This is a genomic window from Achromobacter xylosoxidans (genome assembly GCF_014490035.1).
GTDB lineage: Bacteria > Pseudomonadota > Gammaproteobacteria > Burkholderiales > Burkholderiaceae_B > Achromobacter > Achromobacter bronchisepticus_A.
Genome location: NZ_CP061008.1, coordinates 5,177,574 through 5,201,698 on the forward strand (window position 1 = coordinate 5,177,574; position 24,125 = coordinate 5,201,698).

Genomic DNA, 24,125 nt, shown 5'->3' on the forward strand with positions numbered 1-24,125 from the left:
CAAACATCTCAGACGGCAGCCGTCACGACGATTTCGACCTTGAAATCCGGGTTGGCCAAACGGGCCTCGACGGTGGCGCGCGGAGGCGAATTGCCGTCGGCGACCCAGGCGTCCCAGGCCTTGTTCATGCCATCGAATTCCTTCATGTTGGCCACATAGATCTGGGCCATCAGGATCTTGGTCTTGTCGGTGCCGGCTTCGGCCAGCAGGCGGTCGATCGTGGCGAGCACCTGTTCGGTCTGGCCGGTGATGTCGAGCGTGGAATCGTCCGGCACCTGGCCGGCCAGGTACGCGACGCCGTTGTACACGGCCATGTCGGACAGGCGCTTGGCCACGTGGAAGCGCTTGATGCTGCTCATGAATAGTCCCCTAGATTCGAGTGGGTTGGGTGGAACAATGCAGAAGAACCCGCAATTTACCCCGAGCCGCCGTCAGGCGGGAGGCAGCTGGAACACCTGGCGCAGATAGGCCAGGTAGGCCGGATCGTCGCACATGGTCTTTTCCGGCGCGTCGGACACCTTTGCCACCGGCTGGCCATTGCAGCGGACCATCTTCATGACGATCTGCAAGGGCTCGTGGCCCAGGTCGTTGGTCAGGTTGGTGCCGATGCCGAAGGACACCTTGCAGCGGCCGGAAAACTGGCGGGCCAGCTCGATGGCGCGCGGGAAGGTCAACGAATCCGAAAACACCAGCGTCTTGGCGCGCGGATCCACGCGGTTCTTGCGGTAGTGCTCGAGCAGGCGTTCGCCCCAGACGAAGGGATCGCCTGAATCATGCCGCGCGCCGTCGAACAGCTTGCAGAAATACATGTCGAAATCGCGCAGGAAGGCATCCATGCCGTAGACGTCCGACAGCGCGATGCCCAGGTCGCCACGGTATTCCTTGGCCCACACCTCCAGCGCGTACACCTGCGAATCGCGCAGCCGCGGACCCAGCGCCTGGCAGGCTTGCAGGTATTCGTGGCCCATGGTTCCCAGGGGTAGCACCTCGTGCTGCTTGGCCAGCAGCACATTGCTGGTGCCGGCGAAATGCACGCCCATCTGCGACTTCATGGTGGACACGATTTCTTCGTGCCAGATCTTGGAAAAGCGGCGCCGCGTGCCGTATTCGGCCACGCGGAAATCGGCCAGCGCCGGATCGTCCAACACCAGGTGCATCTTGGAATGCAGGCGCTTGCGGCCCTCTTCCCAGTCGGGATTCTTGCGCGTGTTGCGGAAATAGACCTCGTTGACGATGGCCAGCACCGGGATCTCGAACAGGATCGTATGCAGCCACGGGCCTTTGACCTCGATGCTGATTTCGCCCGGCCCCTCGCCTACGCCGATGTGGATGCAGCGCTCCGGCAGATGGAAGAGTTCGAGGAAATCGACGAAGTCGCTTTTGATAAAGCGCAAGCCGCCCAGATATTTAAGTTCGTCCTCGGTGAAGCGCAGCTGGCATAGCTGATGCACTTCCTCGCGGATTTCGTCCAGGTAGGGACGCAGGTCGACCCCGGGCGTGCGGCATTTGTAACGGTACTCGACCTGGGCAGCGGGAAAATGATGCAGAACCACCTGCATCATGCTGAATTTATACAGATCGGTGTCGAGCAGCGAAGTGATTATCATGATGGCGCGTTTCGTTTCGCGACACCATAGCATAGAGCCCCCGCTGTTCAGGGCGAAGGGCCACTATGTCAATACGGGTATTGCCGGCACATCGGCGCGGCATTGGGTAAAATCCGCCCAACAAGACACAAAAGCCGCCGCTCCCGGAGTTCCTGAATGACCCACGTTGTCACCGAAAACTGTATTAAGTGCAAGTACACCGATTGCGTAGACGTGTGCCCGGTGGACTGTTTTCGTGAGGGTCCGAACTTCCTCGTGATCGATCCCGACGAATGCATCGACTGCGCCGTCTGCATCCCGGAATGCCCGGCCAATGCCATCTACGCCGAAGAAGACGTGCCGCAGGACCAGCTGAATTTCATCGCCCTGAATGCCGAACTCTCGCCCGAGTTCGCCAGCATCAGCCGTGCCAAGAAGCCCCTGCCCGACGCCGACGAATGGAACGGCAAGCAGGACAAGCTGCAATACCTGGAAAAATAATCCGCGAACGCCGGCCCCACCCTGGCGGCCGGCTTCGCGCGATGTACCGATGACCGACGACTCCAAATACACGCGCCAGACCGTTACCCACGTCCATACCTGGGTGCCTGACAAGCTGTTCTCCGTGCGCGTGACGCGCGACGACGCGTATACGTTCCAGCCGGGCCAGTTCGCCCGGGTCGGTCTGCCGGAAGCCGGCGCATCGGAAGGCGAACCCACGTTGTGGCGCGCCTATTCCATGGTGTCGGCGCCGCACGAACCCTGGCTGGAGTTCTATTCCATCGTGGTCCCCGAAGGCCTGTTCAGTCCGCGCATGGCGCGGCTGCAGCCCGGCGACTCCCTGTATGTGGAGAAGACGCCCTACGGGTTTCTGACCCTGGAGCGCTTCGCGCCCGGCGGCGATCTCTGGCTATTGGCTTCGGGCACCGGCCTGTCTGCCTATCTGTCGATCCTCCGCGACCCGGCAGTTTGGCGGGCCTACCGCCGCATCATCCTGGTGCACGGGGTGCGCACCGCCGCGGAGCTCGCCTACCGCACCGAAATCGAATCCTGGCGCAACCAGCCGGCCCTGGCCGAGTTTTTCGCGGCGGATCCGCAGAAACTCGTCTACCTGCCCATCGCCACCCGCGAAGCCCTGCCCGGCATGCCGCAGGAACGCCTGACCACGCTGATCGCCGACGGCCGCCTTGAGCAGTTGGCCGGCCAGCAGCTGGATCCCGAGCAGGCCAAGATCATGCTTTGCGGCAACCCCGACATGCTGGCCGACGCCCGCAAGCTGCTGGGCGAACGCGGCTTCAAGCCTGGACGCCGCGGCATTCCCGGCAATCTGGCGGTAGAAAACTACTGGTAGTTCTCTCCGTCCGACTTAGTGCATAAATCCTCCCTTTGATATGGCTTCCGGGTGTAAAAAGCGCCCTAAACTGGTGCCCAATGGGTAGTCGGGTCGCTTTTTAGCAACAGATTTGCTTTTTTTGTCGGCGTTTCTTCAGGCTGTTTAGAAATATCGTTAGTGCCCGGAGCAATAATCGGGACACACGCACGACCCAGAAGGACTTTTCTCAAATGCTGTATCAATTGCACGAAATGCAGCGCGCCTTCCTGACTCCGTTCGCTGCATTCACGGACGCCGGTTCCCAGCTGTTTTCCAGCCCCTACAGCCCTCTCGCCTATACCCCGATTTCGCGCCAGATGGCAGCCGGGTATGAGCTGATGACCCGCATCGGCAAGGAATACCAGAAGCCTGCCTGGAACCTGCCCACCACCGAAATCAACGGCAAGTCCGTCCGCGTCATCGAAGGCGTGGCCATGGACAAGCCGTTCTGCCGCCTGCTGCATTTCCAGCGCGATGTCCGCCACACGGGCCGCGACGATCCCAAGGTCCTGCTGGTCGCGCCGCTGTCCGGCCACCACGCCACCCTGCTGCGCGACACCGTGCGCGCCCTGCTGCCGGCCCACGACGTCTACGTCACCGACTGGGTCGACGCCCGCATGGTGCCGCTGTCGGCCGGTCCGTTCCATCTGAACGACTACGTGCGCTACGTGCAGGACTTCATCCGCCACCTGGGTCCGGACGTCCACGTGATTTCCGTGTGCCAGCCCACGGTGCCGGTGCTGGCCGCCGTCTCGCTGATGGCCTCCGCCAACGATCCCTGTCAGCCGCGCAGCATGGTGATGATGGGCGGCCCCATCGACCCGCGCCAGTCGCCCACGCAGGTCAACCGCCTGGCCACGACCAAGCCCTACAGCTGGTTCGAGAACCAGGTCATCCATCCGGTGCCGCCCCGCTATCCGGGCGCTGGCCGCAAGGTCTACCCGGGTTTCCTGCAACACGCGGGGTTCATGGCCATGAACCCCGACCGCCACATGAAGTCGCATTACGACTTCTACCTGGACCTGCTGCGCGGCGACGACAGCGACGCCGAAGCGCACCGCCGCTTCTACGACGAATACAACGCCGTGCTGGACATGCCGGCCGAGTTCTACCTGGACACGATCCGCATGGTGTTCCAGGAATTCCAGCTGCCCAACGGCACCTGGGAAGTGGACGGCAAGCTGGTGCGGCCGGCTGACATCAAGAAGGTCGCCCTGCTCACCATCGAAGGCGAACTGGACGACATCTCGGGCCAGGGCCAGACTCGCGCCGCCATCAAGCTGTGCAAGAACATTCCGGCCGAGCGCAAGACGCATTACACGGCGCCCAATTGCGGCCACTACGGCATTTTCTCGGGCCGCCGCTGGCGCGAAATGATCTGTCCTAAAATTGCCGAATTCATCCGGCAATCTGCGTAGGATGGGTGTAGCGCGGGTCAAGCCGGCCTAGAATCCGGACCTCCGACGCGCGCAACCCTTCAAACAGCGGTGGCTAGAAATATCACCGCTGTCTGAACGGTTGCGCGCGATTCGCATTTGGAGCCCCTGGTTCCTGTCTTGCACGCCTTCCCCCCGTCCCACGATTTCTTCTACACATTCATGTCCTGTCGCTCATTAGCCGACCGCATCGATGCCTTGCTGCCCCAGACGCAATGCACCAAGTGCGGGTACGACGGCTGCCGGCCTTACGCCGACGCCATCGCGGACGGCTCCGCTCCGATCAACCGCTGCCCGCCCGGAGGCGATGAAGGCATCGCCGCGCTGGCGGTCCTGCTTGATACTGCCGCCTTGCCCCTGGACACCACGCGCGGCGAGCCCGGCCCGCTGCTGGTCGCGCGCATCGACGAAGCCCACTGCATCGGCTGTACGCTGTGCATCCAGGCCTGTCCCGTGGATGCCATCGTCGGCGCCAACAAGCACATGCACACCGTGCTGGCCGACTGGTGCACCGGCTGCGACCTGTGCGTGGCGCCCTGTCCGGTCGACTGCATCCAGATGGTGCCGGCCGGCCGCGCGTGGAGCGCGCAAGACGCCACGATCAGCCGCCAGCGCCACCGCAGCCATCTGGCGCGCACCGAACGCCTGGCCGCCGACAACGCGCGCCTGATGGCGCCCGAAGCGGCTGCCGCGCCCAGCGCTCCCGCCGCCGACGAGGCGCGCAACGAGGACCGCAAGCGTTCCGCCATTGAATCCGCGCTGGCCCGCGCCCGGGCCCGCCGCAACCCCACGCAATCATGAACGCCGCCAAACGCCGAGAGATCTTCGCCCGCCTGCAGGCCGCCAACCCGCATCCGACCACCGAGCTCGAATACGACACGCCGTTCCAGCTGCTGATCGCCGTGCTGCTGTCGGCGCAGGCGACCGACAAATCGGTCAACATCGCCACGCGCAAGTTCTTCCCCGCCTACGGCACGCCGCAAGCCCTGCTGGCCCTGGGCGAAGAAGGCCTGGCGGATTACATCAAGACCATCGGCCTGTACCGCACCAAGGCGAAGAACACCATCGCCACCTGCAAGATCCTGATCGAGCAGCACGGCGGCGAAGTGCCGCAGACGCGCGAAGCGCTCGAAGCCCTGCCCGGCGTGGGGCGCAAGACCGCCAACGTGGTGCTCAACACGGCGTTCGGACAACCCACGATGGCCGTGGACACGCACATCTTCCGCGTATCGAACCGCACCGGCATCGCGCCCGGCAAGAACGTGCTGGAAGTCGAACAGAAACTCGAAAAGTTCGTGCCGCGCGAATACATGCAGGACGCTCACCACTGGCTGATCCTGCTGGGCCGCTACGTCTGCGTCGCGCGCAAACCCAAATGCCCTCAATGCGGCATTTCCGATCTCTGCGAATTCAAGCAGAAGACACCCGCCTGATCGCGCACAAGCTTATGCGCCGGCGCGGCATTCGGCGCGCCGCAAACCGGGTTTTCCCTCGCCAATAAATCCATGACGCGTTGATGACGATCAACGCGTATTTGCTGCATTGCGTTTCCATTATGGAAAGCCTCTATTCCCTTGTGGCGCAAGCATTGTCAGCCTGCCGACAATTGCCCATTCCGCACTGCAAAACCTATGACAAACCCTCATGGAATTTTGATAAATAGGTGCGCATACTCGCCGGCAACTCAGAAGAAAACTGCGATTTCCTGAACAGTTTTCCGGACCCTGCGGGGACCTGGCGCAACGACGGCAGGTGGAGACCGAAATAAATACAACGCCGGTGCAGCGAACATGGACGACACGATCCTGGAGACAAAAGGCCTCACCAAGGAATTCCGCGGATTCGTCGCGGTCAATGGGGTCGATTTGCGTATCAAGCGGGGCGAGATTCATGCCTTGATCGGGCCGAACGGCGCGGGCAAGACCACTTGCTTCAACCTGCTTACCAAGTTTCTTTCTCCCACGTCGGGAAGCATCAAGTTCAACGGTATCGACATTACCGGCGAGCGCCCCGCGCAGATCGCGCGCCGCGGCGTGATCCGTTCATTCCAGATCTCGGCGGTGTTCCCGCACCTGACCGTGCTGGAGAACGTGCGCATCGGGCTGCAGCGCAGGACCGGCCTGTCGTTCCATTTCTGGAAAAGCGACAAGCAGCTCGCCGTGCTGAATCAACCGGCGCGCGACCTGCTGGAACAAGTGGACCTGGGCGCCTTCGCCAACGAAACCACCGTCAACCTGCCCTATGGCCGCAAGCGCGCGCTTGAAATCGCCACCACGCTGGCGATGGAACCCGAACTGATGCTGCTTGACGAGCCCACGCAGGGCATGGGCCACGAGGACGTGGACCGCGTCACGCAACTGATCAAGCGCGTCAGCGCCGGACGCACCATCCTGATGGTGGAACACAACATGAATGTCGTGTCCTCCATCGCCAACACCATTACTGTGCTGGCGCGCGGCAGCGTGCTGGCCGAAGGATCGTACGCCGAAGTCTCCCGCCATCCGGCCGTGATGCAGGCTTACATGGGCACCACCGAGGGCGAACTTCAAGGAGCGCACGCATGAGCACCCCGGCACTGGAAATTTCGGGCCTGCAGGCCTGGTACGGGGAATCGCATATCCTGCACGGCGTGGATATGCGCGTTGGACAAGGCGAAGTGGTCACGCTGCTCGGACGCAACGGCGCCGGGCGCACCACCACCCTGCGGGCCATCCTGGGCCTGACGGGATCGCGCAAGGGTTCGGTACGCATCCATGGCACCGAAGCCATCGACCTGCCCACCTACAAGATCGCCCATCTGGGCGTGGGCTATTGCCCCGAGGAACGCGGCATCTTCGCCAGCCTGTCCTGCGAAGAAAACCTGCTGCTGCCTCCGGTCGTCGGTTCGCTGGGCGGCGGCATGTCGCTGGCCGAAATCTACGACATGTTCCCCAATCTGCAGGAGCGCCGGAATTCTCCCGGCACGCGCCTGTCTGGCGGCGAACAGCAAATGCTGGCCGTGGCGCGCATCCTGCGCACCGGCGCCAACCTGCTGCTGCTCGACGAAATCTCCGAAGGCCTCGCCCCTGTCATCGTGCAGGCGCTGGCTCGCATGATCACGGCGCTGAAGCAGCGCGGCTACACCATCGTCATGGTGGAGCAGAACTTCCGCTTCGCAGCGCCCTTGGCCGACCGCTTCTACGTCATGGAGCACGGCCAGATCGTCGAGCACTTCGAAGCCGCAGAACTTTCAGAAAAACAGGACACGCTCAACGAACTGCTGGGCGTCTAGAACCTGTGTCATCCGCCGGAATTCCGGCAACACTACACCGTAGGGAAGAGAGGAGTCATCCCATGAAGCTGCACACCATCACTGCTGCACTGGCCATGGCGGGCCTGGGATTTGCTGGGGCACCCGCCCACGCGCAAGGTATCTCCGACGATGTCATCCGCATCGGCTTCATCACTGACATGTCCGGCGTGTATTCGGACATCGACGGCAAGGCCGGTCTGGAAGCCGTGCGCATGGCGATCGAGGACGCCGGCGGTTCGATCAACGGCAAGAAGATCGAAGTCGTCTCCGCGGACCACCAGAACAAGGCCGACGTTGCCTCGGCGCGCGTGCGCGAATGGTTCGACGAGCAGAAGGTGGACGTCATCATCGCCGGCACCAACTCGTCGACCAGCCTGGCCATGGCCGGCGTGGCCGCCGCGAAGAAGAAGCCCTTCATGGCGATCGGCGCGGGCGCGTCGGACCTGACCAACGCCCAGTGTTCGCCCTATACCGTGCACTACGCCTACGACACTGTCGCCCTGGCGCGCGGCACCGGTTCCGCCGTGGTGAAAGACGGCGGCAAGAGCTGGTTCTTCCTGACCGCCGACTATGCCTTCGGCCACGCGCTGGAGCGCGACACCATGGCCGTGGTCAAGGCCGCGGGCGGCGAGGTCAAGGGCCAGGTGCGGGCGCCGCTGGGCGCCTCGGACTTCTCGTCCTTCCTGCTGCAGGCGCAAGCCTCCAAGGCGCAGATCCTGGGCCTGGCCAACGCGGGCGGCGACACCATCAACTCGATCAAGGCCGCCAATGAATTCGGCGTGACCAAGACCATGAAGATGGCCGGCCTGCTGGTCTTCATCAACGACGTCCACGCGCTGGGCCTGCAAGCCACGCAAGGCATGTACCTGACCGACGGCTGGTACTGGGACCAATCCGACGCCTCGCGCGCCTGGTCCAAGAAGTTCGAAGCCAAGGTCGGCCGCAAGCCTTCCATGCTGCAGGCGGGCGACTATTCGGCCACGGCCTTCTATCTGAACGCCATCAAGGCCACCGGTACGGACGACGGCGACGCCGTCATGAAGTGGATGAAGTCGAACAAGGTCAACGACTTCTTCGCGCAAGGCGGTTACGTGCGCGAAGACGGCCGCATGATCCACGACATGTATCTGATGCAGGTCAAGACGCCGGCCGAATCCAAGGCCCCGTGGGACTACTACAAGGTCGTGGCGACGCTGCCTGGCGACGAGGTCTACACCAAGTTGTCCGAGTCCACCTGCAAGCTGGTCAAGAAGTAATCCAGCCCACGTGCCCCCAGACGCGACCCGGCGAACCTATGCGCCGGGCCGCGTTTTGGCCGGGCCGCGTCTTGGCCGAGCCACGTTTTGGCCGGGCCGCGTTTTGATTAGCTCGCTTCCCTCCGTACGCGCAGGATTTTCATAAGATGACTGACATTTTCGGCATCCCCATACAGGCCTTGTTCGGCCAGCTATTGCTAGGCCTGGTCAACGGCTCCTTCTACGCCATGCTGTCGCTCGGGCTGGCCGTCATCTTCGGGCTGCTGAACGTCATCAACTTCGCGCACGGCGCGCTCTACATGCTGGGCGCGTTCATCGCCTGGATGGGGCTGTCGTACCTGGGGTTGAACTATTGGATCATGCTGATCCTGGCGCCGCTGGTCGTCGGACTGTTCGGCATCATCATAGAAAAGCTGTTGCTGCGGCACCTGTACAAGCTGGATCACCTGTACGGGCTGCTGCTGACCTTCGGCCTGACGCTGCTGATAGAAGGCCTGTTCCGCAGCTTCTACGGCGTCTCGGGTCAGCCCTACCCCACGCCTGACGCGCTGCGCGGCGCCACCAACCTGGGCTTCATGATCCTGCCGAATTACCGCGGCTGGGTCGTGGCAGCCTCCCTGACAGTGTGTCTGGCAACCTGGTTCGTCATCGAACGCACCCGCCTTGGCGCCCTGCTGCGCGCCGGCACCGAAAACCCCCGCCTGGTCGAGGCCTTCGGCGTGAACGTGCCGCGCATGATCACCCTGACCTATGGCTTCGGGGTGGCGCTGGCGGGCTTTGCCGGCGTGCTGGCCGCGCCCGTGCTGCAGATTTCTCCGCTGATGGGCTCCAACCTCATCATCGTCGTGTTCGCTGTGGTCGTGATCGGTGGCATGGGGTCCATCATGGGCGCCATCGTGACCGGTCTGGGCCTGGGCGTGATCGAAGGACTGACCAAGGTGTTCTGGCCCGAGGCCTCCAGCACGGTCGTGTTCATCATCATGGCCATCGTTCTGTTGATCCGCCCGGCCGGGCTGTTCGGAAAAGAAAAATGAATCGTCAATTCCTGGGCTATGCGGTACTGGCCATCGTGGTGGCCATTCTTCCCTTCATCGGGGTCTATCCGATCTTCGCCATGAAGATCATGTGCTACGCGCTCTTCGCCTGCGCATTCAACCTGCTGCTGGGTTTCACCGGGCTGCTGTCGTTCGGCCACGCCGCCTTCCTGGGCAGCGCGGCCTACGCCACCGGCCACGCGCTCAAGGTGTGGGGCTTCCCCACCGAGATCGGCCTGCTGTTCGGCGTGGCCGTGGCGGGGCTGCTGGGTCTGGCGATGGGCGCCATCGCTATCCGCCGCAGCGGCATCTATTTCGCCATGATCACCCTGGCCCTGTCGCAGATGGTGTTCTTCTTCTTCCTCCAGGCGAAGTTCACCGGCGGCGAGGACGGCCTGCAGAGCGTGCCGCGCGGCACCCTGTTCGGGCTGATCGACCTGTCCAAGGACCTGAACCTGTACTACGTGGTGATGGCCATCTTCATCATTGGCTACTTCATCATCTGGCGCACGGTGAACTCGCCCTTCGGCCAGGTGCTGCAGGCGCTGCGCGAAAACGAACCGCGCGCCATCTCGCTGGGCTACGACGTCGACCGCTTCAAGCTGCTGGCCTTCGTGCTGTCGGCAGCGCTGGCCGGCCTGGCGGGCGCCACCAAGACCCTGGTCTTCGTGTCGGCCACCTTGTCCGATGCCACCTGGCAGATGTCCGGCCTGGTCATCCTGATGACGCTGATCGGCGGACTCGGCACCTTGACCGGTCCCATCCTCGGCGCCTTCATCGTGGTGCTGATGGAAAACAAGGTGGGCGACTTCGGCCAGATGATGGCCAACCTGACCGGCGTGGACTGGTTCCTGCGCCTGGGCGAATCGGTCACCATCGTGATCGGCCTGATCTTCGTGATCTGCGTGCTGGCCTTCCGCCGCGGCATCGTGGGCGAGGTCGGCGCCTTCATCGATCGCCGGCGCGCCGCCCGCGCCTGATCCTGGCAGCGCAAGCACGGGGCCGCGTTATGCGGCCCCGTTTCATTTGGCGAGGCCGCTGCCGCCCGTACAATGAACGGCACCCAACCAAACAGGTGCCTGACCATGCGCAAACCGCATCCGCTCGCCCCCGTCCTTGGCGCCCTGGCGCTGGCCGCCGCCCTTCTTCCCCCGGCTGCGCAAGCCGCGGATGCCGCCGCGCCCGTATGCGAAGTCAAACGGCCGGTCCGCTTCAGCGGCCTGAACTGGGAATCCAACCTGGTGCTGGCCGGCATCGAACGCTACGTGCTGGAACACGGCTACGGCTGCAAGACCACGGTCGAAATCGGCGAAACCCTGCCCATGCTGGCGGCGCTGCAACGCGGTGACGTCGACGTCACCCCGGAAGTGTGGCCCGGCCAGATCGAGGGCGCATGGAAGAAGGCCCTGGCCAGCGGCAAGGTGCTGGGCGTGGGCCACGTCTACGACGCCGGCGAAGGCTGGTACGTGCCCCGCTACACCGTCGAGCGCCATCCCGGCTTGAAGTCAGCAGCCGACCTGGCACGCTTCAAGGACGTCTTCGCCGATCCCGAGGAACCCGGCCGCGGCCGGATCTACGGTTGTCCGGCAGGATGGGCCTGCGGCACCCTGAACGAGAACCTGCTGCGCGCCTTGAAGCTTGAAAAGGACTATGCGATGTTCGCGCCCGGCTCCGGCGCTGCGCAGAAAGCCGCCATCGTGTCCGCCTACAAGCGCAAGCGCGACATCGTTTTCTACTACTGGACGCCCACTTCGCTGGTCGGCGCGCTGGATCTGGTGAAGCTGGAACTGCCCGCGTTCGACCAGGCCGCCTACACCTGCATGACCGATCCCAAGTGCGCGAATCCCGTGCCCACCGAGTTCAAACCCAACCCCGTCGTCACGGGCGTGAATGCCGAGTTCGCGAAACAGGCGCCGCAGATCGCCGAATTCCTGGGCAAGCTGACGGTACCCGGCGACGCCATCGACGCCACCCTGGGCTGGCTGGAAAACGAAGGCAAAGAACCCGAGGACGCCGCGCGCTATTTCCTCAAGCAATACGGCCCGGTCTGGCGGCAATGGATGCCGGCCCAGGCAGCCGACCGCGTGCAAGCGGCGCTGGCGCGCGAATGATGCCGGGAAGCCGGCAGCCGCCTCATGTATCCTGACGTTTCGGCGCGCCGATAGCGCCACCCCAATTCAAGTGAAGGAAGACAACCATGGATGCCTTGTTCTGGCACAACGGTCACTGGACCACTGAAAACCCCAAACTGCTCGGCCCCGCCGACCACGCCTTCTGGATGGCCAGCATGGTGTTCGACGGCGCGCGCGCATTCCGCGGCCTGACGCCCGACCTGGATCTGCACTGCCAACGCGTGGTGCGCTCGGCCGAAAAAATGCTGATGAAGCCCCAGATCGGCTGGGAAGAGATCCAAAAGCTCTGCCTGCAGGCGGTGGCGAAGTTCCCGCAGGGCAGCGAACTCTACATCAAACCGATGTTCTATTGCGCCGACGGCTTCCTGCTGCCGGACGCCGACAAGACCCAGTTCGTGCTGCACGTGTTCAAGGTGCCGATGCCGGGCGACCAGGGCTTCTCCGCCTGCTTCTCCAGCTTTGCGCGTTCCTGGCCCAACATGGCGCCCACCGACGCCAAGGCGTCCTGCCTGTACCCCAACGGCCAGCGCGCCATCCGCGAAGCCGCCGAGAAGGGTTTCGACAACGCCATCATGCTGGACGGCGCGGGCAACATCGCCGAGTTCGCCACCAGCAACCTGTGGATCGCCAAGAACGGCGTGGTGTCCACGCCGGCCGACAACGGCACCTTTCTGAATGGCATCACGCGCCGCCGCGTGCTGGCGCTGCTGAAGGCCGACGGCGTCGACGTGCAGGAACGCAGCCTGACCCGCGCCGACATCGAGGAAGCCGACGAAGTATTCTCGTCCGGCAACTACGGCAAGGTGGTGCACGTGAACCGCGTGGAAGACCGCAAGCTCGAATACGGCCCCATGGCCCGCCGCGCGCACAAGCTGTATATGGATTACGCGGAGCAAACCGGCCGTCATTGAGGCCCGCGGCTCACGCCACGGGCGGGATCAGGGCTGGAATCAGTCCGCCCGTGGCGGCAGATGCAGCGCCGCCACATGCGGCGAACCCTGCCAGGAAGGATAGCGCTCCAGCACCTGAGAATCATGGCCCGGAACGACGTGTTCCTCCGATTGCGCGGCCCCGACCAGCCTGGCGTATCCCGACAACATCTCCGCCGTGTTGTAGACGATGGGAAAAGGGCGGCCCGCGTCCATGTTCTCGTAGTAGTGGCTGGCATCCGATGCCAGCACCACCCAGCCTCTCGCGGTGTGCACCCGCACGGCCTGCAAGCCCTTGGTATGGCCGCCGATCTTCAGCAGCCCGATGCCGGGCAACGGCGCTGAATCGCCATCGTGGAATACGACCCTGTCCTCGTAGACATGCCGGACCAGGCTGACCACGTCCTCGACGGCATAGGCATGCCGCAACGGCTCGAAGCACATGCAGCGGCCGGTCGCGTAGTCCATTTCGCCATCCTGCACATGGAAACGCGCCCGCGGCAAACGATCCAGATTGCCGGCATGGTCGTAATGCAGATGGGTCAGGACCACGTGTTGAACGTCCACGGGCCGCACGCCCAGCGGCGCCAAGGCCGCTATCGGACAATGGATCAGCTCGCGGCGGCGCTTATGCGCCGTCTCGGCATTGAATCCGGTGTCGACCAGCACGACGCGTCCGGCGCCACGCACCAGCCAGACGAAGAAGTCCATCGGCATGTCGGCGTCGTGGGGGTCGCCACCCAGAAAATTGTCATGCCGCCGACGCGGCATGCGCGCGTAGCGGATGGCGTACACCTCGTATTCCGGCAGCACATCCCGCCTTGGATCGCCCATATCAAACTCCCAAATAGGCTTTCTGCACGAACGGATCCTCCAGCAGTTCGGACCCCTTGCCGGTGCGCACCACGACGCCATGCTCGAATGCGTGCGCCTGGTGAGCCAGGCGCAGCGCCAGGCGGGCTGGGGAAAAAATGCCGACCCAGAAGGAAATGTCGAAGCCCGGATAGCCCAGCTCCGCCACTGCCGGCACCTCCGGCAAGTCATGCCAGCGCTGCGCCGTGGACACGGCAAGCGCCTTCAGCTTGCCTGCCTTGATCAGCGGCACGCCCGACAAGGTGTCGAGGCCGAAATCCACCTCCTTGGACATCAACCCCGCCTCCATCGGCGCCGCGCCCCGGTACGGGACATGCAGCATCTGCGTATCGGACATGGTCGCCAGCTGGGCTGCCTGCCAGGTGCATCAGGTTGCCGTTGCCGGCCGAACCGTAGCTGACGGTATTGGGATTGCGGCGCGCCAGGTCCACCAGCGATTTGACGTCAACCACGCCGGCCACACGCGGATTCTCCGCATTGATCGTCAGGATGAAAGGCACCGAAACCACGGTGGTCACCGGCGCGTTGGGATAGCCGGTGGCGCTTGCCCATTGGGGACCAAATGCCAGCAAAGCAAACGAACCTGCCGCGAGCCATTTCGAAACTTGCATGATGTGTCTCCTCCGTTGTTGTCGGATTCCGCGCCGCGCGCTACATGGACGCGCGGCTGCGGACCTCTTCGCCGTTATTGCGCGGCGACGGCGCCGGAAGCCTTGACGGCCTGGCCCCACTTCTCCTGCTCTTGCGCCATGAAGGCCGCGAAGGCCTGCGGCGTGCTGTTGACCACTTCTCCGCCCAAGCCTTCGATGCGCGCCTGCATCTCGGGTGTCGCCACGATCTTCGATACGTCCTGATAGATGCGTTGCGCTTGCGGCGCGGGCAGCGACGCCGGCGCAAGCAGGCCGAACCAGGTGGCGGCCTCGAAGCCCGGCATGCCCGCCTCGGCGAAGGTCGGCACGTCGCGCAGCGCCTGCACCCGCTTGCCGTTGGCCACCGCCAGCGCGCGCAGCTTGCCGGATTCGATCAGCGGCAGGGCCGAGGTGATGGTGGCCAGCATCATCTGGACCTGGCCGCCGGCCAGGTCGGTGAAGGCCGGCGCGTCGCCGCGGTACGGCACATGCGTGACGGAGGAGTGCGTGGCGATCTTGAACAGCTCGCCGCTCAGATGCTGGGCCGTGCCGTTGCCGGGAGAGGCGAAGTTGACCGAAGCGCCATCCCGCTTGAGATAGGCCAGAAATTCCTGCAGATTCTTGGCGGGGATGGACGGATTGACCACCAGCACCAGCGGCACCTTGGTCACCAGCGTGATCGGCGCAAAGTCCTTGACCGGGTCGTAGTTGAGCTTGGCGTAGAGATGGCCGCTGATCGTGTGCGCCGATGTGGTCATGAACAGCGTGTAGCCGTCACCCTGCGCACGCGCCACCGCGCTGGCGCCGATCGTCGTGCCCGCGCCTGCGCGATTCTCGACGATGACGGTCTGCCCCCAGGACTGCGTGAGTTTTTCCGCCACCGCGCGCGCCACCACATCGGTGGCGCCGCCGGCCGGATAGGGCACGACCATGGTCACGGGTTTGGTCGGATAGGACGCGGCTTGTGCCGTGCCCGCAAACAGCGCCGCGGCACAAGCCAGGGCGCGCAGCCAATTGCATTGCATTGTGATGTCTCCTCTTGTCCTTCGATTGACGTGCGGTATATTTTTATCGTTCCTCTAGACAGAACGTTTATTCTATTTTATATTTTTTCGGCCAGAGCATGTCAACGAATAAATGCTCGTCCGACGCCACGGCCCCATTCGCGGCGTGCCATCAAGAGAGGAACAGAACTTCATGTCCGATACCCCGGAAACCCTGAAATCCATGCTGATCGGCGGGGAGTGGGCTACGCAAAGCGACCATGCTTTCGAGTCCATCAACCCCGCCACCGGCGCACGCAACTACTTCATCAGCGCCGCATCCGACGCGCAGGTCGACCAGGCTGTGGATGCGGCCTGGCAAGCCCAGCGGCGCGCGGCTTGGCGCGACATGCTGCCTCACCAGCGCGCGGCGATCCTGCGACGCATTGCCGACGGCATGGACGCCAACGCACCCTTGCTGGCGCGCCTGCAGATGATCGAGAACGGCAAGGTCTGGGCGGAATGCAAGGCCCAGGTCGCCAGCGCCGCGGCCACCTTCCGCTACTACGCGGGCGTCTGCGAAACGCTGGAAGCCGAAGTCACGCCGCCGCGCGGCAACTATCTGTCGATGACGCAATACGATCCGTATGGCGTGGTGGTGGCGATCACGCCCTGGAATTCACCGCTTACGATGGAAGCGCAAAAGATCGCGCCTGCCCTGGCCGCCGGCAACGCCGTCATCCTCAAGCCGTCCGAGGTCACCTCGTCGCCGGCGCTGGAACTGGGCCGCATCGCGCTGGAGGCCGGCCTGCCGCCGGGCATCCTCAACGTACTGACGGGCCTGGGTTCGACCGTGGGCCGCCGCCTGGTCGAACACCCCGGCGTGCGCATGGTGTCGTTCACCGGCGGCACCGCCAGCGGCCGCGCCATCGCCCATGCCGCCGCCGAGAAGCTGATGCCGGTAGCGTTGGAACTCGGCGGCAAATCGCCGCACATCGTGTTCGCGGACGCGGATCAGGACGCGGCGATAGACGGCGTCATCGGCGGCATCTTCGAAGGCAGCGGGCAGTCTTGCGTGGCGGGCTCGCGGCTCTACGTCCAGCGCAGCATCGCCGAGTCCTTCATCGCGAAGCTGGTCGCCCGCGCCAGCGCGCTCAAGGTTGACCTGCCCGACGCGGAAGGCGCGCAGATGGGACCGATCGCATCGTTCGGCCATCGCGGCAGGATCGAGGCCATGGTGGACTCTGCCCGCCGCGCAGGCGCCCAGGTGCTGCTGGGCGGACAACGCCCCGACGACGCCGGGCTGCAGACGGGCGCGTTTTATCTTCCTACCGTGCTGGCGGGATTGGCGCGTGACGCGCATGTGGTGCGCGAGGAGATCTTCGGGCCGGTGCTATGCGCGCTGACGTTCGAGGACGAAGACGACCTGGTCGATCAGGCCAACGACAGCGCCTACGGCCTGGCCTCCGGCATCTGGACCGCGGACTACCGCCGCGCCTGGCGCATCGCCAAGCGCCTGGAGGCGGGCAGCGTGTGGATCAACACCTACAAGCAGCTTTCGATTTCGACCCCGTTCGGCGGCTTCAAGCAAAGCGGCATCGGCCGTGAAAAAGGCGTGAGCGGCCTACGGCTGTACCAGCAATCCAAGGGCATCTACTTCGGCATGTAGCCACAGCCGCCCCTTTCCCTCATCGAACCGGGCCGCGCCAGCGGCCCCCCCTGCTTCTTCTATCGGAGACTTTCCAAATGGCTGAATTTCAACGTGCCGGCTTCATTGGCCTGGGCGTCATGGGCGAACCCATCTGCCGCAACCTGGCCGTCAAATGCGGACTGCCGGTGCTGGGCTGCGACAACGATCCTGCCCCCCTGCGCCGCCTGGCCTCCCATGGCGTGACCGAGGCGAGCGCCGCGCAGATCATGCACGATTGCGACGTGGTGTTTCTGTCGCTGCCGTCCGGCGAAGTCGTGGCGCAGTTGGCGCGTGCCGCAGGCGGACTGCTGGCCGGCGCGCGCGCGGGCCAGTTCATCGTCGATCTGAGCACGTCGCCGGTCGATGTAACGCGCGAACTGGCGGCGGAGTTCGCGACCAAGGGCGCGACCTTCATTGACGCCCCCGTCGCCCGCACGCGCGCGGCAGCGGAAGCCGGCACGCTCTCGGTCATGATCGGCGGCGACGCCGCAGCCTTCGCCCTAGTCAAGCCGCTGGTCTCGACCTTCGCCAACGAAATCACGCACTGCGGTCCGGTCGGCAGCGGCCAGGTCGTGAAGATCCTGAACAACATGGTGCTGTTCGAGACCGTGGTGGCCCTGTCCGAAGCCCGCGCCATCGCGCGCCGTTCGGGCGTCGATCCACGGGTCCTGCTGGAGACTTTCACGCGTGGATCGGCCGATAGCTTCGCGTTGCGCAACCACGGCTTAAAGGCTATTCTGCCCGCAGACTTTCCCGAAAAAGCCTTCCCCGTGGACTATGCCCGCAAGGATTTGCGCTATGCGTTGGCGCTGGCCGATCAAACCGGCATACGGGCGCTAGGCGCGCGCAACGTGGACCATTGGTTCGACACCGCGCTCGCCCAGGGACACGGCAACCGCTATTTTCCGATCATCAGCCAGGTCATCGATGCGGAGTCGGGAACCACCTCCTAATCACTCCCCTGCCATCCAATGAGTCGTACCCCTACTCAGGACAATTCCACCGACGGCGTCGCCGCCGTCGAACGCGCCCTGACCATCGTCGGGGCCATCGCGCAACGCACCGATCCGATCACGCTTGCCGACCTTTCCCGGGCCACGGGCTTCTACAAGAGCACGCTCTTGCGGCTCATTGCCTCGCTTGAGAAAGCAGCCTTGGTCGTGCGCCGCGCCGATGGCCGCTATGCCCTGGGTCCGTACGCGCATCATCTCGGCCGCGCCTATGAGGCCACCTACCGCCTGACCGAGACCATCCTGCCGCTGCTGCAAGCGCTGGTGGACAAAGGCACCGAGAGCGCCTCGTTCCACGCCTACCACGATGCGCAATCCCGCGTCTGCCTGTTGCGGGTGGATTCGCATCACTCCACGCTAGACCGCATACGCGTGGGAGACCTGCTGCCGCTGAACAAAGGCGCGGCGGGCCGGCTGATCACGGCCTACCTGGTCGACCAGCAGGCGCCCGCGCAGGCCGGCCTCGTGCTGACGTCCATGGGCGAACGCGACCCCAATTGCGCGGCCGTGGCCAGTCCGGTGTTCGGCCCCGATGGCGACATCTGCGGAGCCATATCGCTGTCCGGTCCGAAGGAGCGCTTCTCACCCGCGGCCATCAAGAAAATGTCCAAATTGGCGCAAGAAGCCGCGGCATCCGCCACGCAATCCCTGGGCGGGCGCTGGCCGACCGGCAGATAGCCGCCTGCATGCATCCCGGCCTTCCGGGACAAAAGGACTAGCGATGCGCAACAGACGCAATTTTCTGCGCGCTAGCGCGACACTCGCCGGCGCGGCCAGCGCCCTGGCGCTGCTGCCCGCCTCCATCCGCCGCGCGCTCGCGATCCCCGCGGCGCGGCGCACGGGCACGATCCGCGACGTCGAGCACATCGTCATCTTCATGCAGGAAAACCGTGCGTTCGATCACTACTTCGGCGCGCTGGCCGGCGTGCGCGGGTTTGGCGACCGATTCCCCATCCCCGTGCCGGACAGCCCCGCTGCGCGCCATCGCACCGTCTGGGCGCAATACAACGACAAACCCGATGAAGGCGCGCCGCGCACGGTGCTGCCCTTCCATCTGGATACGCGCGAGGCCTTCGAGACCCTGCGCGTGGCCAGCACGCCGCACACCTGGTCCAACGCCCAGGACGCCTGGGACGCCGGCCGCATGGGCAACTGGCCGGCCGCCAAGAAGAACCATTCGATGGCGTACTTCACGGACGAGGACATGCCGTTCCAGTACGCCATGGCGCGCGCCTTCACGGTCTGCGACGCCTATCACTGCTCGTTCACCGGCGGCACCAATACCAACCGGCTGTTCGTCTGGACCGGCACCAACGACGGCCTGGGCCAAGGCAACGGCCCGGCGCTGGGCAATACCTACAACAAGCTCAAGGGTGGCGATCCGGCGCGCGCCTACACCTGGACGACCTATCCCGAACGCCTGGAGGCGGCCGGCGTCAGCTGGCGCATCTACCAGAACATGGCGGACAACTACTCCTTGAATCCCACCGCCGGGTTCAAGGCCTATCGCGACGCCTATCACGGCGTGCCGGGATCGGCCGCCGCGTTGAAGGACAAGGCGCTGACCACCCGCGACCTGGATCTGCTGCGCCAGGACGTGCTGGACGGCACGCTGCCGCAGGTCTCGTGGATCTGCGCCACCAAGGCCGGCTCGGAGCATCCCAGCCCGTCCAGCCCGGCGCAAGGCGCCGACTACACGGCCCGGGTGCTGGATGCGTTGACGGCCAACCCCGAGGTCTGGAGCAAGACCGTCCTGCTGCTGATGTTCGACGAAAACGATGGTTTCTTCGATCACATGCCGCCGCCCGCACCACCCTCGCGCGAGGCCTCGGGCGCGTCGGCCGGGGCGTCCACCGTGGACACGCGCGGCGAGTATCACGAGATCGTCGCCGGCGCGGAGAAAGACGACACGCCGGCGCATCTGCACGGCGTCTACGGCCTGGGTCCGCGCGTGCCCATGTATGTGCTGTCGCCCTGGACCAAGGGCGGCTGGGTCAATTCGCAGGTGTTCGACCACACGTCCGTGCTGCGCTTCGTCGAGCAGCGCTTCGGCGTGGCCGAGCCCAATATCTCGCCGTGGCGGCGCGCGGTCTGCGGCGACCTGACCTCGATCTTCGACTTCGCCGCGCCGGACGGTGCGGACCTGCTCAGCGGCTTTCCGGCCACCGCCGAACGCGCCGAGCAGGCTTCGGCGCTGCCCGGCACGGTCACGCCCCCTGCGCCACTGCAGCCCGGACTGGCGCGGCAGCAGGCCGGCATGCGCCCCTCGCGCGCCCTGCCCTATGCGCTGCAGGTCCACGCGCGCGCGGACGCTGAAAGCGTCACGCTACGCTTCGAGAACAGCGGCGCGGCGGGCGCCGTGCTGCACGTCTACGACCGGCTACATCTGGAACGCGGCCCGCGCCGCTACACCGTGGAAGCCGGCAAGCATCTGGAGGACGCGTGGCAGACCGCCGCTGACGACGGCCGTTACGATCTCTGGGTACTGGGCCCCAACGGTTTCCATCGCCATTGCACCGGCCGCGCCGGCCTGCCCTCGCTGGAAGTATCGGCCGCCTATCAGGGACCCGGCGCATCGCTGCAACTGACGCTGCGCAACCCTACCCCGCAGGCGCGCACGTTCCGGGTCGAAGCCAACGCCTATGGCTACCCCCAGGAAGGCGGCGCCACGCTCGCTCCCGGCGCGACGGTCAGCCTGTCCTGGGACATGGCCCGCAGCGCCGGCTGGTATGACCTGACCGTGCGCGACAGCTGCGACCCGGCCTACACACGCCGCCTGGCCGGCCGCATCGAAACTGGCGCGCCCTCCACTTCCGACCCCGCAATGGGGCGGGAGCTGATACTGCAATGGACACCCCTGGCATGAAACCACCCGCCCCCTATGAAGACGCCGTGACCTTCCAGTTCGGCGACTCGCCCGAGCTGGCCGATGAGCTGCTCGCCTTGGTGCTGGCCGGCACGAAGACCGCCACCTGCGGCGCGTTGCGCGACTTCAATGAACAGGAACCCGTGCCCGAGGCCGGCCGGCGCGACGTGGTACTGGACGGCTCGGGCCGCCCGGCTTGCGTCATCGAGACCATCAGCGTGCTGATCCAGCGCTTCGACCAGGTGGACGAAGCGTTCGCGCTCGCCGAAGGCGAAGGGCCGTACGAGACCTGGCGCGAAGGGCACATCGCCTATTTCGACCGCAACGGCGGCTATGCGCCGGACATGATGCTGGCGTGCGAACGCTTCCGGGTGGTCGAAGTCTTCGAACGATAAAAAAGCCGGACGCCTTACGGCGTCCGGCTCTTCATGCGCTCGGGACCGGTCAGCTTTGCTCGCCGCCCTTGCCCAGGCCCAGATAGCTTTCGATGACCTTCGGGTCGCCAGCCAGCTCGCGCGCCGGGCCGTGCAGGATGACTTCGCCGGTTTCCAGCACGTAGCCGTAGTCGGCCACTTGCAGCGCTGCGCGCGCGTTCTGCTCCACCAGCAGGATCGCCACGCCGGTCTCGCGCAGGCGCGCGATGATGTGGAAGATCTCGCGCACGATGCGCGGCGCCAGGCCCAGGCTGGGCTCGTCGAGCATCAGCAGGTTGGGCTTGGCCATCAACGCGCGGCCGACGGCCAGCATCTGGCGTTCGCCGCCCGACAAGGTGCCGGCCTGCTGGGCGCGGCGTTCGCGCAACCGCGGGAACAGGTCGAAGACTTCGTTCAGCGTGTCGCGCCAGCCGCTTTCGCGGGCGCGGTAGCGGCGGAAGCCGCCCAGCAGCAGGTTGTCTTCCACCGACATGGTGCCGAACAGTTCGCGGCGCTCCGGCACCAGCGACATGCCGGCCGCGACGCGGCGCTCGACCTGCCAGCCCGATACGTCGGTGCCGGCGTACTGTACGGTGCCGGCCGCGTGGCCGGTCTGCGGCAACGAGCCCATCATGGCGTTCAGCATGGTGGATTTGCCGGCGCCGTTGGCGCCGATCACCGTGACGATGCTGCCGGCGGGCACGGTGAGCGAAGCGCCCACCAGCGCGCCCACCTTGCCGTAGCGGGCCGACAGGTTGCTGACTTCAAGTACGGGAGCGCTCATCACACGCCTCCTGCCGACACGGGCTTGGCCTGGTCCGCTTCGGGCAGGTCGTCATCGATGCCGCCCAGGTAGGCTTCCAGCACCGCCGGGTTCTTTTGCACGTCGGCCGGCACGCCTTCCGCCAGCTTGGTGCCGAAATCCATCACCACGAGGTGGTTGGTCAGACGCATCACAAAATCCATATCGTGTTCGACGAGCAGAATGCTCATGCCCTCGGCGCGCAACTGCTCCAGCACGCGCGCCAGGTCCTGCTTTTCCTTGTAGCGCAAGCCGGCGGCGGGTTCGTCCAGCAGCAGCAGCACCGGATCGGCGGCCAGGGCGCGCGCGATTTCCAGGATGCGTTGCTGGCCCAGCGCCAGGTTGCCGGCTTGCTCGTACAGGTACTCGCCCAGGCCGACGCGCTTGATCTGTTCGGCGGCCTCGTGCAGCAACTGCGCCTCGCGGGCGCGGTCCGAATGCAGGGCGCCGGCCAGCACGCCGACGTCGGAGCGCAGGTGCGCGCCCAGCGCCACGTTCTCCAGCACGGTCATGCCGGGCAGCAGTTGCACGTGCTGGAAGGTGCGGCCCACGCCCAGCTTGGCGATATCGCGCGCCGAACGGCTGTCGATGCGCTGGCCCATGAACGTGACCTTGCCGCGCGTCACCGGCAGCACGCCGCTGATCAGATTGAAGGTCGTGCTCTTGCCGGCGCCGTTCGGGCCGATCAGGCCCATGATCTCGCCGGACGCAACCTTGAAGGAAATATCGTTGACGGCGACCAGCCCGCCGAATTCCTTGCGGATGGCGTCGACTTCGAGCACCACCTGGCCGGCTTGCGGACGCACGCGCGTCGGCAGGGCCGGCGCAGACGCGGGCGGCGCCAGATTGCGGCGCGAGCTATCGGCGCCGGTAATGCTGTCCCACCAGCCCGCCAGAATCGGCCACAGGCCGTTGCGAGCGTATTGCAGCATCAGGATCAGCAGCACGCCGAAGACGATCATCTCGAAGTTGGCGTTGGTATCCAGCAGCTTGGGCAGCAGGTTCTGCAACTGGTCCTTCAGCACCAGGATGACGCTGGAGCCCAGCAAGGCGCCCCAGACGTAGCCGGCGCCGCCGACCACCGCCATGAACAGGTACTCGATGCCGTAGTTGATGCCGAAGGGGCTGGGACTGACGGCGCGCTGCATGTGCGCGTAGAGCCAGCCGGACACGCAGGCCAGCAATGCCGCCCAGACGAAGATCACGACCTTGTAGGCGGCGGTGTTCACGCCCATCGATTCCGCCATGCCGGCGCCGCTCTTGAGGGCGCGGATGGCGCGGCCGGGACGCGAGTTCAGCAGGTTGCGGGTGGCCCACAACGCCAGCAGCACGAACACCCAGATCAGGTAATAGATGTGGCGGCCGCTGGCCAGCGACATGCCGAAGATGCTGATGGGCTCGATGCCGGCGATGCCGTCATGCTTGCCCAGCCAGTCGATGTTGCCGAACAGGAAGTACAGCGACAGGCCCCAGGCAATGGTGCCCAGCGGCAGGTAGTGGCCCGAGAGGCGCAGAGTGATGGCGCCCAGCAGGTAGGCGACGACGGCCGTCAGGATCAGCCCGGCCGGCAGCGCCAGCCAGGGCGAGACATCGTATTGCGTGGTCAGGTAGGCGGTGGTGTAGGCGCCCAGGCCCACGAACGCCGCCTGGCCAAACGAGGTCAGGCCGCCCACGCCGGTCAAGAGCACCAGGCCCAGCACCACCAGGCTGGCCAGCCCGATGTAATTGAGTTGCGTCACCCAGAATTCGGGCGTGACCGACAACATCGGCAGGCCCGCCAGGACGACGAGGAAGAGGACGAGCAAAATGCGGTTCATGACGT

General features: G+C 65.1%; 24 protein-coding genes. 17 read left to right on the forward strand and 7 right to left on the reverse strand.

Features of this window, described 5'->3' with window-relative positions; genetic code table 11:
* Positions 1–8: 8 nt before the first annotated feature.
* Together IAG39_RS24000 and pncB are read right to left on the reverse strand one after the other, a co-directional pair.
* Positions 9–359 (reverse strand): RidA family protein, encoded by a 351-nt coding sequence (locus IAG39_RS24000; RefSeq protein WP_013392200.1) that lies wholly within the window; start codon positions 357–359, stop codon positions 9–11.
* A gap of 72 nt (positions 360–431) precedes the next feature.
* A complete protein-coding gene (gene pncB / locus IAG39_RS24005) occupies positions 432–1,607 on the reverse strand; it encodes a nicotinate phosphoribosyltransferase (protein ID WP_059374817.1) in 1,176 nt (391 codons plus the stop codon).
* A 156-nt stretch (positions 1,608–1,763) separates the two neighbouring features.
* On the opposite strand from pncB, the gene fdxA reads away from it, so the two are divergent.
* From fdxA to IAG39_RS24065, 12 genes are all read left to right on the forward strand, one after another.
* Positions 1,764–2,087, forward strand: a complete 324-nt coding sequence (gene fdxA / locus IAG39_RS24010) for a ferredoxin FdxA (protein ID WP_006389264.1) — start codon at positions 1,764–1,766, stop codon at positions 2,085–2,087.
* A gap of 49 nt (positions 2,088–2,136) precedes the next feature.
* The gene (locus IAG39_RS24015; RefSeq protein ID WP_118931854.1) at positions 2,137–2,937 is read left to right on the forward strand and encodes a ferredoxin--NADP reductase; all 801 of its coding nucleotides are present in this window, start codon (positions 2,137–2,139) and stop codon (positions 2,935–2,937) included.
* Positions 2,938–3,149: 212 nt separating this feature from the next.
* Positions 3,150–4,376 (forward strand): polyhydroxyalkanoate depolymerase, encoded by a 1,227-nt coding sequence (locus IAG39_RS24020; RefSeq protein ID WP_059374822.1) that lies wholly within the window; start codon positions 3,150–3,152, stop codon positions 4,374–4,376.
* A 180-nt stretch (positions 4,377–4,556) separates the two neighbouring features.
* A complete protein-coding gene (rsxB, locus tag IAG39_RS24025) occupies positions 4,557–5,195 on the forward strand; it encodes an electron transport complex subunit RsxB (RefSeq protein ID WP_118931904.1) in 639 nt (212 codons plus the stop codon).
* Positions 5,192–5,827: an endonuclease III gene (nth, locus tag IAG39_RS24030; RefSeq protein WP_054450563.1), complete on the forward strand. Its 636-nt coding sequence runs from the start codon at positions 5,192–5,194 to the stop codon at positions 5,825–5,827. The genes rsxB and nth overlap by 4 nt, the downstream gene beginning before the upstream one ends.
* Before the next feature lie 357 nt (positions 5,828–6,184).
* A complete protein-coding gene (locus tag IAG39_RS24035; RefSeq protein ID WP_059374827.1) occupies positions 6,185–6,958 on the forward strand; it encodes an ABC transporter ATP-binding protein in 774 nt (257 codons plus the stop codon).
* Positions 6,955–7,665, forward strand: coding sequence for an ABC transporter ATP-binding protein (locus IAG39_RS24040; protein ID WP_013392192.1), 711 nt, complete (start codon positions 6,955–6,957; stop codon positions 7,663–7,665). The genes IAG39_RS24035 and IAG39_RS24040 overlap by 4 nt, the downstream gene beginning before the upstream one ends.
* 62 nt (positions 7,666–7,727) lie before the next feature.
* A complete protein-coding gene (locus IAG39_RS24045) occupies positions 7,728–8,942 on the forward strand; it encodes an ABC transporter substrate-binding protein (RefSeq protein ID WP_059374829.1) in 1,215 nt (404 codons plus the stop codon).
* A gap of 146 nt (positions 8,943–9,088) precedes the next feature.
* Entirely contained in the window at positions 9,089–9,976 is an 888-nt protein-coding gene (locus IAG39_RS24050; protein ID WP_118931855.1) for a branched-chain amino acid ABC transporter permease, read from the forward strand.
* Entirely contained in the window at positions 9,973–10,956 is a 984-nt protein-coding gene (locus IAG39_RS24055; protein WP_059374833.1) for a branched-chain amino acid ABC transporter permease, read from the forward strand. The genes IAG39_RS24050 and IAG39_RS24055 overlap by 4 nt, the downstream gene beginning before the upstream one ends.
* 105 nt (positions 10,957–11,061) lie before the next feature.
* Complete coding sequence (locus tag IAG39_RS24060) at positions 11,062–12,087, forward strand: ABC transporter substrate-binding protein (protein ID WP_059374835.1); 1,026 nt, start codon at positions 11,062–11,064, stop codon at positions 12,085–12,087.
* Between the two features lie 86 nt (positions 12,088–12,173).
* Entirely contained in the window at positions 12,174–13,019 is an 846-nt protein-coding gene (locus tag IAG39_RS24065; protein WP_118931856.1) for a branched-chain amino acid aminotransferase, read from the forward strand.
* 39 nt (positions 13,020–13,058) lie between these two features.
* Here the strand turns inward: IAG39_RS24065 and IAG39_RS24070 are convergent, their stop codons facing one another.
* From IAG39_RS24070 to IAG39_RS24080, 3 genes are all read right to left on the reverse strand, one after another.
* Positions 13,059–13,871, reverse strand: coding sequence for an N-acyl homoserine lactonase family protein (locus IAG39_RS24070; protein WP_118931857.1), 813 nt, complete (start codon positions 13,869–13,871; stop codon positions 13,059–13,061).
* A 1-nt stretch (position 13,872) separates the two neighbouring features.
* Positions 13,873–14,247, reverse strand: coding sequence for a tripartite tricarboxylate transporter substrate-binding protein (locus IAG39_RS24075; protein WP_118931858.1), 375 nt, complete (start codon positions 14,245–14,247; stop codon positions 13,873–13,875).
* Positions 14,248–14,595: 348 nt separating this feature from the next.
* Complete coding sequence (locus IAG39_RS24080; protein WP_118931860.1) at positions 14,596–15,564, reverse strand: tripartite tricarboxylate transporter substrate binding protein; 969 nt, start codon at positions 15,562–15,564, stop codon at positions 14,596–14,598.
* Between the two features lie 172 nt (positions 15,565–15,736).
* Here IAG39_RS24080 and IAG39_RS24085 point away from each other — a divergent pair, with 172 nt between their 5' ends.
* The 5 genes from IAG39_RS24085 (at position 15,737) to IAG39_RS24105 (ending at position 21,483) form a co-directional block, all read left to right on the forward strand.
* Positions 15,737–17,191: an aldehyde dehydrogenase gene (locus IAG39_RS24085; protein WP_118931861.1), complete on the forward strand. Its 1,455-nt coding sequence runs from the start codon at positions 15,737–15,739 to the stop codon at positions 17,189–17,191.
* A 77-nt stretch (positions 17,192–17,268) separates the two neighbouring features.
* Complete coding sequence (locus tag IAG39_RS24090) at positions 17,269–18,165, forward strand: NAD(P)-dependent oxidoreductase (RefSeq protein ID WP_118931862.1); 897 nt, start codon at positions 17,269–17,271, stop codon at positions 18,163–18,165.
* Between the two features lie 18 nt (positions 18,166–18,183).
* Positions 18,184–18,900: an IclR family transcriptional regulator gene (locus tag IAG39_RS24095; protein WP_059374886.1), complete on the forward strand. Its 717-nt coding sequence runs from the start codon at positions 18,184–18,186 to the stop codon at positions 18,898–18,900.
* Positions 18,901–18,943: 43 nt separating this feature from the next.
* Entirely contained in the window at positions 18,944–21,088 is a 2,145-nt protein-coding gene (locus tag IAG39_RS24100) for a phosphocholine-specific phospholipase C (protein ID WP_118931863.1), read from the forward strand.
* Complete coding sequence (locus IAG39_RS24105) at positions 21,085–21,483, forward strand: ASCH domain-containing protein (RefSeq protein WP_059374890.1); 399 nt, start codon at positions 21,085–21,087, stop codon at positions 21,481–21,483. The genes IAG39_RS24100 and IAG39_RS24105 overlap by 4 nt, the downstream gene beginning before the upstream one ends.
* A 49-nt stretch (positions 21,484–21,532) precedes the next feature.
* On the opposite strand, the gene IAG39_RS24110 is transcribed toward IAG39_RS24105, so the two are convergent.
* Complete coding sequence (locus IAG39_RS24110) at positions 21,533–22,285, reverse strand: ABC transporter ATP-binding protein (RefSeq protein ID WP_054450551.1); 753 nt, start codon at positions 22,283–22,285, stop codon at positions 21,533–21,535.
* A complete protein-coding gene (locus IAG39_RS24115; RefSeq protein WP_059374892.1) occupies positions 22,285–24,120 on the reverse strand; it encodes an ABC transporter permease subunit in 1,836 nt (611 codons plus the stop codon). Before IAG39_RS24115 ends, IAG39_RS24110 begins: the two co-directional genes overlap by 1 nt.
* Between the last annotated feature and the right edge of the window lie 5 nt (positions 24,121–24,125).